Genomic DNA, 13192 nt, shown 5'->3' with positions numbered 1-13192 from the left:
GGTGCCCGCAAGAGCGGGCACCCAAGCTTCACTGACCTATCCTTGGAATTCCGAACTGCTCTGGCGATATTGTTGCGATGCCTCGATCGTAAAGCAGCCAAGTAACCCTTCTTGCAACTTGTTCAACGATGTCTTCTGCCTCTTTGCCGCAGTAGCAGACGGGTCTGAGCCCCTGTTTGAGTGCCCATTCTTTGTAAGCATCTGTGTTCGCAGCCTTCTCAAACACCTCTGCAACGGTCTTCAACACTTCTTCAGGAACGTCCTTCGGGATGATCAAGCCGAAGTGGAAACGCACGTCAGGGAAGTCGGGATACCACTGTCTTATCGATGGAACTTCACCGTAACCTTGCAGGTTGATAGGTTCTGATGCGAGTGTGCACAGGATTCTGAGTTTTCCAGCTCTGGCCATGTCCGCCACTTCGTGGATGAACTGCATGTTTCCAACAACTTCGCCACTCACCACGGCAGTCGTTGCGGGAGCTCCACCTGCGTACGGAACATGTTTGTACTTCAGTTTCAGATGCTCTGCAAATATCTCGAGAGCTACGTGTCCACCGCTACCAGTGCCTGCGGAACTCAAAGGTATCTCTGGATTCTCCCTCATCGCTTTGACCAGATCTTCGATGGTTTTGTAAGGTGTGTTGGGATTCACGACGACCACGTTCGGTGCCTCCGCGCACAAAAAGTACGTCCAGTCCCTGTGTGTGACGTTCATGTAACCGAGCACGGCGTACTTGGTGATGTCAAGTGTTGCGTTCGCTGTCCAAGTATAGCCATCGTGTGGAGCCTGCCATGCGTTCAACGTTCCGATCGAACCGGCACCACCGGGTGTGTTGACGATGATGAACTTTCTTCCGAGCAACGGTTCCATCTGGGACGTGATCATTCTCGTGACTTGATCGGTCGAGCCACCGGCAGCCCAAGGAACGATTACGGTGATAGACTTTGCGGGTTTCCATTGGGCGAACGAAATTACGGCAAGAACCGCGATCAGAGCCACCAACAACTTTCTCATGCTGACCCCTCCTTTCGAAATGAAATCTACTGTCAACATTCTACAACAAATTTTAGTGCTCTTCAATGTGATAAACTTTTAGGAAACATGGAGGTGGGACGTTGAAAGTCGGTGTGGTGGGAGTCGGAAACATAGGTGGAATCATCGCGAACAGATTGGTCGAATCGGGACTGTTTGAACCCAGACAAGTGTTTCTGAGCAACAGAACCAGTGAAAAGCTCAGATCTTTCATTGAAAAAGGTTATTCCGTGGCGAGTACGAGTCAGATGGGCACGTTGTGCGATGTCATCTTCTTGTGTGTCAAACCTCAGGACAGCGAGCGGATGTTTGCTGAGCTGGGTAAAGTGGAGGACAAGATGTTGATCAGCACGATGACCGCAGTGAGCATCGAAAGGATCTCCAAAAGGACCGGCGCGAAGAGGATCGTCAGGATCATGCCGAACGTTCCGGCGATGATCGGAAAAGGTTTGGTTGGTGCCTGTAGATCTGTCCATATCGATGATGGAACGTGGCAGACATGCTTGAAGCTGCTATCCTGTCTGGGAACTGTCGTCGAAGTGAAGGAAGAACAAATGGAAGCGGTGACTGCGCTTAGTGGCAGTGCGCCTGCGTTCATCTTTGTCATCGTGGAAGCTTTGATAGATGCTGGTATAAGAATGGGATTATCGTACGAAAAGTCTCGTTTGATGGTGCTCGAGACGATGGCAGGTTCTGCGGAACTTTTGTTGAAGCTTGACAACCACCCCGGCGAGTTCAGACATGTCGTGACCTCGCCTGCAGGTACGACGATCGAAGGCATCTACAGGATGGAAAGAGAAGGTGTTAGAGGCGCTCTGATGAAGACCATTCAGGAAACGTACTTGCGTGCGTTACAATTGAGAAAGGAACTCAACGACCAATTTGGGGGGTGAACTCGTGGCGAACGCGAAGAGGGTCGGTCTTCTTTTCGGAATCGTTTTCACCATTCTTGGAGTCGTTCTGTTGACGAAACTCAGTGCGAATTATTTTTGGTCGATTTTCTTGATTCTTCTTGGTCTCCTCTTCGAGTTCGGCGTTCTCGGCAGAGGTGCCGGTAGTTTCGTACCAGCTGGGATCCTTCTCGTGATAGGCTCAGTGCTGTTGGTCTGTAACATCTTCGGCTACGATAAGATGAACTATCTGTGGCCAGCGTTCGTGCTTGCACCTGGATTTGGACTGTTTCAAGCTTATCTGGTGAAGAAATCGAAAGGACTCTTGACCGCTTCCATAGTCTTGATCGTTCTTTCAGCGATCCTCTTTATGGCTACGTTTTTCCATGTCAGTTGGGCGAGGGTGTTGTTTGGCATCGTTCTCATAATTTTCGGCGTGGTAATCTTAGTCAAGAGTTTAAGGAGAAAAGTTGAATGAAGCGAATTATCATCGTCTTACTGTTCTTCACAATCTCGATCATCGCACAAACATCGACGAAGATTCTGCTCAGAGAAGGATGGAAAGTCGTTGGAGAAGAAATTTTCGTTGAGAAACCCACCTTACCTCTGACGATGATCGTGTATGGAGACTCGAGATGGGGCAACGCAACGCACCGAAGGCTCGTCGAGATGATGGATAGGTACAAACCTTCCATCGTGGTTCATCTGGGGGACATGGTGAACAGTGGCGACAACAGAGAAGAATGGGAAATCTTCTTTGAAATAACGTCACCTTTGAGGAGTTACGCTTTCTTTCAACCCGTGAAGGGCAACCACGAAAAACCCGACGTGTACTACAGACAGTACTTCGGCTTGTACAACTACTGGGCTCGTGTGGGAAATTACGTGCTCATCTTTTTGGATCCCGACGTCGGTGTGAAGGGATGCGAAAGTTTTCTCAGATCTGTAGACCTGTCGAACAAGATTCCCATCGTCTTCTCTCACTATCCCATCTTCAGCGGCGGACCTCACGGTACCACACAGACGGTCAAGAACCTACAGGCCCTCCACGATGTACTTCGAGAGTTGAAAGTGCCACTCGTCTTTGGCTCACACGATCATAATTACCAAAGAGTAGTCAGAGACGGTGTGACATATGTCGTGACAGGTGGGGGAGGTGCACCGCTCTATCGAGTGAACCCCATCGAAGGACTCTTGGTGAGCGCAGTGGTTCATCACTTCGTGAAGGTCAGGCTCGAGGAAGATCGGATCGAGTGTGAGGCGATCTCCATAGACGGCAAGATCATTGATTCTTTCACGATCTCTGTCCGTAGTTCTTTCTGAGAAACTCCATCGCCTCGAGTGCATCCTTTTCATCGATCGTAAAGATCGTTTTGCCTGTTGATAGTGCCAAAACGTACATCTTCGCAGTTCTCTCTATCGTTTCACACATGTCGAAGGCTTCTTTAAGACTTTCCCCTGCACACACCAAACCGTGGTTCGCCATTATGACCGCTCTGCTCTGTCTCATCGCTGAAACAACGTTCCTGGCGAGCTGTTCAGTACCGGAATTTGCGTATTCGCTCACGGGCACGAACACAGAATACATCAGCATCGTTTCGTTCAAGGCGGGCAAGGGCAATCTCAGGATCGAAAGCACTCCACAGTAGATGGGATGTGCGTGCACGATCGCTTGAACATCTGAAAAGTTCTTGTAGATTTGCAGATGCAATCTGAACTCTATGGATGGTTTTCTGCTTCCCTCGACAACGTGTCCTGTCATGTCGAGGATGGGCACATCATCGCACTCGATTTCGTTGTACGGCATCCCACTGGGCGTTATCGCGAAAAGTTCCTCACTGACTCTAACGCTCAGATTTCCCGCCGTGCCACCCACCATGTTCGATTCGAGCAATCTTCTCCCATATTCAACCAACGATCTCTTCGCTTCCTCGAACACGTTCTTTCCCCCTCTTCATAGACTTGGCTCGGTACATGGCCTTGTCGGACGCTTCGATCAGATCCTCAAGGCTCTCCCCGTCCTTTGGATAAACTGCCGTACCAGCGCTCAAGCTCAGTTCGATCCTGACCCCATCTATGCCGAAAGGTTCTTTGAGTTTTTCGTTGATCCTTTCCAACACTTCTTCAGCCATCCTGACATCGGCACCAGCGAGAAACAGAACGAACTCGTCTCCTCCTATTCTACCCAGAAGGTCGCTTGATCGTATCGAAGATTTGATTCTCTTGGCAGCCGCCTGTAGTAACTTATCACCGAAAGAGTGGCCAAACTCATCGTTGACTTTCTTGAATCCATCCAGATCGAGATACAACAGACACGCCGTTTCATTTTCTTTGAGTGATTGAAGTTTTCTGCTGGCGAGTTTCATGAAAGTCTGACGGTTGAGCACACCCGTGAGATAGTCTGTGTACAAAAGTCTGTGGAATTCCTCGCTTATGAAGTCTTTGAACAACCACAACAAGCTGATCGCCACAACAAAACAGCCAGAAAGGCTCGACAGGGTCTCGATCAGTTCAGATGCCGGTAATATCAGATAACTGTCCAAGAAGTTTATCAGCGCAGAGAAGCTGATCAGAGACATCCCAATTTTCATTGGAACGTACCGATAACCGTAGACGATGTAGACCATCAAAACCCTGAAACCGAAATCCAGAAGCTTCAGATAGAGCAAAATCTCGTCAACTTCACCCCGTTTTGGAAGGACAAGAGATGAAACGATGATTAGAACTAAGAAGATGAGAACGGTCCTCAAAAACCCGGAACGAGCCACCTTGTTGATGTGTTCACCCCCGACCCTCAGAGACACCCCACGTTTTGATTTTATCAAACCACAGTTCCAAGATTTTGCTTTCCTACCTTCTTGTTGTTCTATAATAGTAGCAGACTTTCCAACGAAGGAGGGATCGCTGGTGGTGAAGAGACTGTTCGTGGTTATGCTGTTGGTTGTTTCGCTACTTTCGTTCGCCGCTGTCAAGATAGGATTCTTCGCGCCACTCACAGGTCCTGCGGCGGCGGATGGTGCGAGCGCGTTGCACGGAGCGCAGTTGGCCGTGGAGTACATCAACGCGCGTGGAGGAGTGCTGGGTGAACCTGTGGAACTGGTTTGGTACGATGACAACTTCAAGGCAGATCAAGCAGTCAGCATTGCGTACAAGCTCGTGCAACAGGACAGAGTCGCAGTCGTGGTGAGCGGTTCTTACAGCGGTATGACGCGCGCCGCGGCTGGAATATACCAGCAATTGAAGGTTCCAATGATCGCAGCGTATGCGGTTCACCCAGACATCGTGGCGACGGGAGAGTACATCTTCAGAGTGGGAACACTCGCCACAGTTCAAGGAAGAGCAGGTGCACACCTTGCCGTTGAAAAGCTCGGTGCTAAAAAGATAGCCATACTCACCATTGACAACGATTTCGGTGTATCGCTCACCGCGGGCTTCAAGGAAGAAGCTATCAAGCTCGGGGCAGAGATCGTGTTCGAACAGAAGTATCCCCTTGGGGAGACGGATTTCAGGCCACTCTTGACACGAATTAGAAGCGCAAGGCCAGACGTCATATACGCGACGGGTTATTTTTCTGAGGCTGCGAGGCTCGTCACGCAAGCAAGACAGATGGGTATCTTCATCCCGATCATCGGTCAGGAGGGTTACGACTCGCCACAGTTTGCAAAACTGGCCGAAGCTGGTGCCGCAAATGGTGTGGTCATTACAACTGACTTGGACAGAGACAGTGAGAAACCCATCGTTCGCTGGTTCATCGAGGAGTACGCCAAGAGGTACGGCTTGGACGCCGACATGGTCGCCGCTTCGGCCTTCGACGCCGTCATGGCCGCAGCGAAAGCCATCCAGATAGCTGGTAGCTACGATCCAGCTAAGATAAGAGATGCACTGGCGACCATCAAGGCTGGAGATGAAGAGCTGGAAGATTTCGTCACGGGATTCAGAGGTTTTACAGAAAAGAGAGAATCGCTCAGGACCGTGACTTGTCAGATATACCTTGGCAACAGGTTCCACTGGTTCTGGGAAGTTAAGGATCCAAAGATTGTGACTCCGTGAAGAATGGGGGCTTCGGCCCCCATCCTCTTTCTCACAAACTTGAGAAGGTGGGGAATCGAAGTGTTGCAGAACATCGTTAACGCTTTGGTCCTCGGTAGCAGTTACGTGATGATCGCCGTTGGGCTGACGCTCGTGTACGGAATTTTGAAGATACTCCACATAGCACACGCGGGAATATATGCATTTGGAGCGCTCTTTGCGGTTTACCTTTGTGAACTTGGTTTACCCTTGGTCTTTGCAATCGTGCTGTCTTTGATCTTTTCCTCGTTGCTTGGCGCGTTCATTTACAAAGGTTTCTACAAGCATGTCTTGGATAGGGGACGTATCGTTCCCCTCGTGATGAGTGTGGGTTTGTTCGCAACGCTTGAAGATCTCTACAGACTCATATGGGGACCGTACAAACGTCCCTTCGATGCCTACATCGGTTTACCGGATGTGATGAGCCCAACGCTGTATCTCAGTTCCAAAGGCGTCCTGATGCTCATCGTCACAGCCGTTGTCATCGTGTTGCTCTATCTATTGTTGATGAGGACGAAGCTTGGAAAATCTCTCAGGGCGTGTTCGAACGATCTCAGCCTCGCTGGGGCATTTGGTATAAACACGGACAGGAGTGTGACGTTCGCATTCCTGATCGGTTCGTCCCTTGCAGCTCTGGGTGGAATTCTGGTAGGACTTTACGACAACACGGTTTATCCAACGATGGGTAGTGTTCCATCTTACAAAGCCTTCGTTGTGGTTGTGCTCGGTGGTTTCGGGAGTATCAAGGGTGCGGTGCTCGCCAGCTACATTCTCGCATTGGTGGAAACCTTCGTTGTTTATTACTTTGGCTTTCTCTTGCCCAGGGATGCGATCGCGTTTCTAACGATGATCTTGCTACTGATGTTCAAGCCTGAAGGCTTGTTCGGGAAGGTGCGAAGATGAGCCTGGACTATTTCTTGACGGTTTCGGTTTTCACCATGATAAACATGATACTCGCGCTGAGTCTGAACATCCTGACCGGCTATGCGGGTCAAGTTTCTTTGGGACATGCAGCATTCTTTGGCATTGGAGCCTACACTTCAGCGGTTCTCACCGTTAAGCTCGGCATGGGTTACTGGCCCGCTCTGTTGTTGTCAGTGCTGATAAGTGGCTTGGTTGGACTGCTCCTTGGTCTGCCAGCACTCAGGGTGAAAGAAGATTTCCTGGTTCTGGCAACGATCGGGGTCAACTTCGTCGTTGTATCGATTTTCAACTACGTGCAGTTCTTCGGTGGACCTTACGGTATCTTGGGTTTGCCCAGACCGAGTCTGTTCGGTCACGCTTTCACCACGAAGGAATATGCACTCTACGTGCTCGTATGGACGCTCGTGGTCGTGTTCTTTGTGAAGTATCTTTCCAACACTTATTCGAAACTTGGATTCGATGCTCTGAGAGAAGACGAAGACGCTGCCGAATCTGTGGGTGTTAGCTCGCCGAGGTACAAGATGTACGCTTTCGCGATAGCAGGTCTTTTAGCGGGGCTGGCAGGCAACCTCTGGGCACACTACATGACTGTGGTCTTTCCAGATAATTTCTCTTTTCCCGTGTCTATAGGTATTCTGACCATGGTAGTCATCGGTGGAGTTGGAACGCTCGTTGGACCGATGATCGGTGCAGTCATAGTCACTGTTCTGCCTGAGGTGCTGAGGTTCGCCAGGGACTACAGAATGTTGATCTACGGTTTGATCATAGTCTTCACGATGTTCTTCATGCCGAAAGGAATAGTCGGGAGCATAAAGGGGTTGATGTTCGGTGACACTCCTCTCGGTAAGAAACGTGTCGAAAAGATTCGGAGGATTGCAAGCACTTAAAGATGTCTCGTTCGACGTCGATGCCGGCGAGATCAGGGCGATCATAGGACCGAATGGGGCGGGAAAGACGACACTTTTCAACATAATAAACGGTTTTTTGAGACCGGATTCAGGTAGCGTCGTATTCGACGGGAAAAACATTGTCGGTATGAGACCGAGCAAGATCACAAAAATTGGTCTGGGAAGAACTTTTCAGATCGTGAAGGTTTTTGCCAGCCTGAGTGTCCTGGAAAACGTTCTGGCAGGTCTTGGCGTGGATATCTATCCGAACATGGATGCCTTCCTCCGTTCGCCTTTCGAAAGAGAGTACATACGGCAGGCCTGGAGAATAATAGAAATGCTTGGAATAGAAAAGTACGCGTTCGCGGCTGCAGGTACCTTACCGCTGGGACTGCAGAGAAAAGTGGAAATTGCACGGGCTCTCGCTGTGAAACCGAAGCTCTTACTTCTGGATGAACCCGTGTCAGGTTTGAACGATCTCGAAACTCAAGAAATGATCGACGTGGTGAAGAAGATAAATCAATCCGGAGTGACGATCCTGTTCATAGAACACGACATGCACTTCACCGTGAAGGTTGCCCAGAGAATAACGGTTCTCGACTACGGCGTGAAGATCGCCGAAGGAACACCTGAAGAGGTCACAAAGGATCCGAAAGTCATAGAGGCTTACCTTGGGAGTGAGGAAGTTGCTTGAAGTGGAAAAACTCTGCGTTCGTTACGGTAAGATCGCGGCGGTCAACGGTGTCAGTTTTTCACTGAACGAGGGCGAGCTTCTGGCGATCGTGGGGGCGAATGGAGCCGGTAAAACATCGGTCTTGAACGCGATAATGGGACTTGTGAAGGTACACTCTGGCAGGATAGTCTTCGATGGCGTCGACATCACGCACTTAGAACCTTGGAAGCGTGCTCGTATGGGTATCGTTATAGTGCCAGAGGGTGCACGACCCTTTGCCGATATGAGCGTTATGGAGAACCTCGAGGTCGCAGCGATGAACATCGATAAAGCTGAAATGAAGAGAAAGATGGAATGGGTGTTCGAGCTCTTTCCGAGGCTGGCGGAGAGGAAAAAGCAACCTGCGAAGACCCTGAGCGGTGGGGAAAAGCAGATGCTCGCGATCGCCAGAGCGTTGGTTGGACCTGTGAAACTTCTCATCATGGACGAGGTTTCTCTCGGTCTGATGCCACGGCTCGTGACCGAGATGTTCAAAGTCATCGAGAGGTTGAAGCGAGAGAAACTGACCATGCTCTTGGCAGAGCAGAACACGAAAAAGGCACTTCAGGTGGCAGACAAGGTGTGCGTGATGCAGAACGGTTCGATAGTCCTTGAAGGAAAGCCACAGGATCTACTGGACAGCGAGGAGATCAAAAGAGCGTATCTGGGAGTTTGAGGAGGTGGACGAATTGGCGCCTGTGAAGATCAGTATCATTGGAGCAGGAAGCGCGGTCTTCTCGATGAGGCTCGTTAACGATCTGTGCAAGACTAAAGGTCTTGCGGGGAGTTTGGTTTCACTCATGGATGTTGACGAGCAGAGGCTGAACGGTGTGCATGAGCTGGCGAGCAGGTACGTCAGAGAACTCGGTGCCGATCTCAGGTTCGAAAAGACGACGTCCTTAGAGACCTGTTTGCACGAAGCGGATTTCGTGATCAACACTGCACTCGTTGGGGGTCACGCGTATCTCAACAAGGTGAGAGCGATAGGTGAAAAACACGGCTACTACAGGGGCATCGACGCTCAAGAACTGAACATGGTTACAGATTACTGCACGATAACGAACTTCAACCAGCTGAAATTTTTCGTCGACGTGGCGAGGCTCATGGAGAAGATATGCCCGAACGCTTGGTTGCTTCAGACGGCGAACCCCGTTTTTGAGGGTACAAACCTCATCAGTCGCTGTTCGAACATAAAAGTGGTCGGCTTCTGCCATGGTCACTACGGTGTCATTGAGATGGCAGAAGCTTTAGGGCTTGATGAAAACAAGATGGATTGGCAAGTTGCAGGGTTCAATCATGCGATATGGCTGAACAGGTTCATCTACGATGGAAGGAACGGTTACGAGTTACTCGAAAAGTGGATACAGGAAGGAAATCTGGAGAAATGGAGACCGAAGAATCCTTTCGATCTACAAATGAGTCCTGCGGCCATCGATATGTACAGATTCTATGGAATCATGCCGATAGGGGATACTGTGAGGAACAGCACGTGGTATTACAACAAAGACTTCGAAACGAAGAAAAAATGGTACGGCGAGCCATGGGGTGGGCCCGATTCCGAGGAAGGCTGGAAGTGGTACGAGCAGCAGCTGAAAACGACCACCGATGCGATCGATTTTCTCTCGAAGAACAGAACTTTGAAGTTGCTGTCTCTAAACACGTATTTGAAGTTCTTACCGAAAGGTGCCGTCCCAGTGGAGATGAAGAAAGAAGTCGAGGTCTTCTCCTCTCCGGACAAGTTGAGCGGCGAACAACACATTCCATTCATTGATTCGTTGGTGAACAACAATGCCAGAAGGTTCGTCATAAACGTGCCGAACGAAGGTTACATAGAGGGAGTTCCGAACGGGGTGTTCGTGGAAGTTCCCGCGATCGTGGACAAAGACGGTTGGCACGTGGAGAAGATCGAACCCAAATTGACGGACAAAGTTTTGAGGTTCTACCTGTGGCCAAGGATGATGAGGATGGAGTGGGCGTTGCATGCCATCATGAACGGCGATAAGGCGGCTTTGATTGAATTTCTGATGAGAGATCCGAGAACGAAGACTTTAGAACAAGCGAAGGCTGTCATTGAGGAAATTCTGAACTTGCCAGAGAATCAACAAATGAAGACGCACTATGAGAAAGGCTTGAAATTGTGATATACTTTCAGTAAGATGTCGGAAAGGAGGAGTTCGGAATGAGAAGGCTTGTCGTCATGGCCGTGCTCGTTGTTTCCGCGCTTGCGTTGGCAGCGGTGAACCTGGACGTCTTTGGAAACTACCACTTCACGCTCAGTGCAACCCCAACAGCCGCGGCGAGCATCAGCTATCTGAGTTTTGGCCTGCAGGTTGGTTATGAGGTGACGGAGGGCGTACAGATTGGAGGAGGCGTGGGCCTCGCGTACTTCCTGCCCGATGCAACAGCTGCAACCGCTTTCTTGGGAGTGGCGAGTCCAACACAGTGGACGCTGGATCTCACAGTCAGCGCCAAGTATGCCATACCGATCAACGACTTCTCAGCAGTTGTCGTCAAAGGTTACGGCGGATTGTCCATACCTGGTTTCACTGGATTCGACAAACTTGGCTACATCGTGGGAGCGAAGGTTCTCTACGTCTTCGACATGGTCGACTTCAATGTTGGCTTCGGTGCGGGCATCGAGATGAGAACCTACGGAACATCTTCGATCACCACAGTACCGGTTGGAGTTTTGGCAAACATAAAGTTCTGAGAGGCATCAAAAGTTTTAAAGCCCCGGCGAACGCCGGGGCTTAATCATGGTCAGGAATCACTTCACAACTTTCACGTGAGCAGCCTGCGGGCCCTTGGGACCTTCTTGGATTTCGAACTCGACTTCCTGACCTTCCTTGAGGGTCTTGAAGCCTTCCATCTCCACTGCGGACCAGTGGACGAAGACGTCTCCGCCCTCCTTCTTGGTTATGAAGCCGTACCCCTTCTTGGGGTCAAACCACTTGACAGTACCTCTCATGACACAACTCCTCCTTACTTGAATAACTCCCCTCTCGGGGCTTGAGACAATTATACACCTTTCACATGAAAAGTGAAGCTACACGGAAAGCATGAAGTTCACCACGCTGAAATATATCGCTATGCCCAGCAAGTCAACTATAGTTGTCAGAAGGGGGCCAGCCATTATTGCGGGGTCGATCTTCAAAGACTTAGCGATGAACGGCAAGAGTGCTCCAATGATGTTCGAAACGATGACAACGACAAAGAGCGCCGTCGAGACAGCCAGCATGATGTGTGTTACCCTCGTGACGAAGACCACGCGCAGTAGAACAGCGACAGCCAGAGTTGAAGCAAGCATCGCACCGATGAGCAATTCCCTGGTGAGCACTCTCCACCAATCCTTCTGATCGATCTCTCCCAGAGCCATTCCCCTTATCACGAGCGCAGATATCTGAGAACCAATGTTGCCTCCGGTGTCCACCATCGCTGGCATGAAGGCTGCGATTATGGGTAAAGAAGCGAGGAGGTGTTCAAACCTTGCGATGATCCCACTGCTCAGAGTTCCAAGCAACAGTAGCGCGGCGAGCCACGGCAAACGATTTATGAAGAACTGCCAAGAAGAAGTGTGAAAGTATGACTGTTCGGTGACGACGATCGAGCTCATCTTTTGGATGTCTTCCGTTGCCTCTTCGTCTATCACGTCCACCACGTCGTCTATGGTAATGATGCCTATGAGCCTCTGCTCGCTGTCAACAACAGGAACCGCAACCAGGTCATACTTTCTCATGATCTGAGCCACTTCTTCTTGGTCCGTGGTCGCGTAAACGTACACAGGCTGATCGTCCATCACCTGCTCTACGAGCATGTCTGGATCGGAAAAGATCAGGTCTTCGAGGGTGACGACACCAAGAAGTTTTCTTTGGTGGTCTATCACAGGCATAAGGTAAATGGTCTCCTTATCTCTGCCTTCCCTTCTGATCTTCTCGAGAGCTTCTTTCACCGACATCTCCGGATGCAGTTCGACGCATTTTGGAGTCGTCAGACGACCCGCCGAGTTTTCGGGATAGTTGAGCAGAGCAAGTGTTTCTTTTCTTTCTTCTGGGGTCAAATAAGAGAGGAGTCTGTTAACGACGTTCGCGGGCATCTCTTCAAGGAGCTCAGCGCGATCGTCGGGACTCATCGACGAGATGATCTCTTTCAATTTTTCTTCCTTGAACAACTCGATGAGGGCTATCTGATCGTCAGCTTCCAGTTCGCTGAAAACTAACGCCGCCTGATCTTTTGGAAGAAGACGAAAAACGACGATTTTCTCGTCGGGGGGTAATTCTTCAATCATTTCCAGTATGTCGGCAGGTTCTTGCTGGGAAAGGATTACCTTTAAGGTGCGAAAATCTCCTCTTTCGATGAAGCTCTTGATGTCGAGTTTCACCTTCACTTTCATCGATCCACCTCCTGACGCAGTTTATGGCGGTAAACTTAACGAACTACTGGTACCTTCCAAGGCATTTCACCTCCTGAAAGTGGTCTTCCTCATGCCTATTTTACGTTTCAGTCCGAGGGGCTTTGCCAATAAAAAATTGAAGATATGTGAATGAAAGCGTTAAGAATTCTCGGCATACGACAGGTTCGAACGAAAGAAGATTACAGAACAATGACTTTATCGAATCAAGAATTGCGTATCTGAAATAGTATGGTAAAATACAAAACGAAAAAGGACCATGAATATTTT

At 49.8% G+C, this 13192-nt stretch carries 15 protein-coding genes; 10 read left to right on the top strand and 5 right to left on the bottom strand.

What is annotated here, in order from left to right:
- Positions 1-28: 28 nt before the first annotated feature.
- The gene (locus AJ81_RS02450; protein ID WP_031503752.1) at positions 29-1015 is read right to left on the bottom strand and encodes a Bug family tripartite tricarboxylate transporter substrate binding protein; all 987 of its coding nucleotides are present in this window, start codon (positions 1013-1015) and stop codon (positions 29-31) included.
- Between the two features lie 101 nt (positions 1016-1116).
- On the opposite strand from AJ81_RS02450, the gene proC reads away from it, so the two are divergent.
- From proC to AJ81_RS02435, 3 genes are read left to right on the top strand one after another with little or no spacing between them, the layout of a single operon-like run.
- On the top strand, positions 1117-1926 hold the full coding sequence (proC, locus tag AJ81_RS02445) for a pyrroline-5-carboxylate reductase (RefSeq protein ID WP_031503750.1): 810 nt from the start codon (positions 1117-1119) through the stop codon (positions 1924-1926).
- A gap of 4 nt (positions 1927-1930) precedes the next feature.
- Complete coding sequence (locus AJ81_RS02440) at positions 1931-2401, top strand: hypothetical protein (protein WP_051368807.1); 471 nt, start codon at positions 1931-1933, stop codon at positions 2399-2401.
- On the top strand, positions 2398-3246 hold the full coding sequence (locus tag AJ81_RS02435; RefSeq protein ID WP_051368808.1) for a metallophosphoesterase family protein: 849 nt from the start codon (positions 2398-2400) through the stop codon (positions 3244-3246). Before AJ81_RS02440 ends, AJ81_RS02435 begins: the two co-directional genes overlap by 4 nt.
- On the opposite strand, the gene AJ81_RS02430 is transcribed toward AJ81_RS02435, so the two are convergent.
- Both AJ81_RS02430 and AJ81_RS02425 read right to left on the bottom strand, forming a co-directional pair.
- Positions 3218-3862 (bottom strand): class II aldolase/adducin family protein, encoded by a 645-nt coding sequence (locus AJ81_RS02430; RefSeq protein WP_031503745.1) that lies wholly within the window; start codon positions 3860-3862, stop codon positions 3218-3220. The genes AJ81_RS02435 and AJ81_RS02430 overlap by 29 nt on opposite strands.
- Positions 3831-4673 carry a GGDEF domain-containing protein gene (locus AJ81_RS02425; RefSeq protein WP_031503743.1) on the bottom strand — a complete coding sequence of 281 codons (843 nt, stop codon included), beginning with the start codon at positions 4671-4673 and terminating at the stop codon, positions 3831-3833. Before AJ81_RS02425 ends, AJ81_RS02430 begins: the two co-directional genes overlap by 32 nt.
- A gap of 157 nt (positions 4674-4830) precedes the next feature.
- Here AJ81_RS02425 and AJ81_RS02420 point away from each other — a divergent pair, with 157 nt between their 5' ends.
- From AJ81_RS02420 to AJ81_RS02390, 7 genes are all read left to right on the top strand, one after another.
- Positions 4831-5973: an ABC transporter substrate-binding protein gene (locus tag AJ81_RS02420; RefSeq protein ID WP_157724353.1), complete on the top strand. Its 1143-nt coding sequence runs from the start codon at positions 4831-4833 to the stop codon at positions 5971-5973.
- A gap of 63 nt (positions 5974-6036) precedes the next feature.
- Positions 6037-6894, top strand: a complete 858-nt coding sequence (locus tag AJ81_RS02415; RefSeq protein ID WP_157724352.1) for a branched-chain amino acid ABC transporter permease — start codon at positions 6037-6039, stop codon at positions 6892-6894.
- Entirely contained in the window at positions 6891-7802 is a 912-nt protein-coding gene (locus AJ81_RS02410; RefSeq protein ID WP_051368810.1) for a branched-chain amino acid ABC transporter permease, read from the top strand. Before AJ81_RS02415 ends, AJ81_RS02410 begins: the two co-directional genes overlap by 4 nt.
- On the top strand, positions 7789-8496 hold the full coding sequence (locus tag AJ81_RS02405) for an ABC transporter ATP-binding protein (RefSeq protein ID WP_197536844.1): 708 nt from the start codon (positions 7789-7791) through the stop codon (positions 8494-8496). Before AJ81_RS02410 ends, AJ81_RS02405 begins: the two co-directional genes overlap by 14 nt.
- Positions 8480-9190 (top strand): ABC transporter ATP-binding protein, encoded by a 711-nt coding sequence (locus tag AJ81_RS02400; RefSeq protein ID WP_081708942.1) that lies wholly within the window; start codon positions 8480-8482, stop codon positions 9188-9190. Before AJ81_RS02405 ends, AJ81_RS02400 begins: the two co-directional genes overlap by 17 nt.
- A gap of 13 nt (positions 9191-9203) precedes the next feature.
- Complete coding sequence (gene aglA / locus AJ81_RS02395) at positions 9204-10655, top strand: alpha-glucosidase AglA (RefSeq protein ID WP_031503731.1); 1452 nt, start codon at positions 9204-9206, stop codon at positions 10653-10655.
- A 38-nt stretch (positions 10656-10693) separates the two neighbouring features.
- Entirely contained in the window at positions 10694-11224 is a 531-nt protein-coding gene (locus AJ81_RS02390) for an outer membrane beta-barrel protein (RefSeq protein WP_031503730.1), read from the top strand.
- A gap of 57 nt (positions 11225-11281) precedes the next feature.
- On the opposite strand, the gene AJ81_RS02385 is transcribed toward AJ81_RS02390, so the two are convergent.
- On the bottom strand, positions 11282-11482 hold the full coding sequence (locus AJ81_RS02385; protein WP_031503729.1) for a cold-shock protein: 201 nt from the start codon (positions 11480-11482) through the stop codon (positions 11282-11284).
- A gap of 78 nt (positions 11483-11560) precedes the next feature.
- On the bottom strand, positions 11561-12904 hold the full coding sequence (gene mgtE / locus AJ81_RS02380) for a magnesium transporter (protein WP_031503727.1): 1344 nt from the start codon (positions 12902-12904) through the stop codon (positions 11561-11563).
- Between the last annotated feature and the right edge of the window lie 288 nt (positions 12905-13192).

It is taken from the genome of Pseudothermotoga hypogea DSM 11164 = NBRC 106472, assembly GCF_000816145.1.
Lineage (GTDB): Bacteria > Thermotogota > Thermotogae > Thermotogales > DSM-5069 > Pseudothermotoga_A > Pseudothermotoga_A hypogea.
Note: the sequence above shows the minus strand (reverse complement) of the source record. Positions and strands in the feature narration are given on the sequence as shown.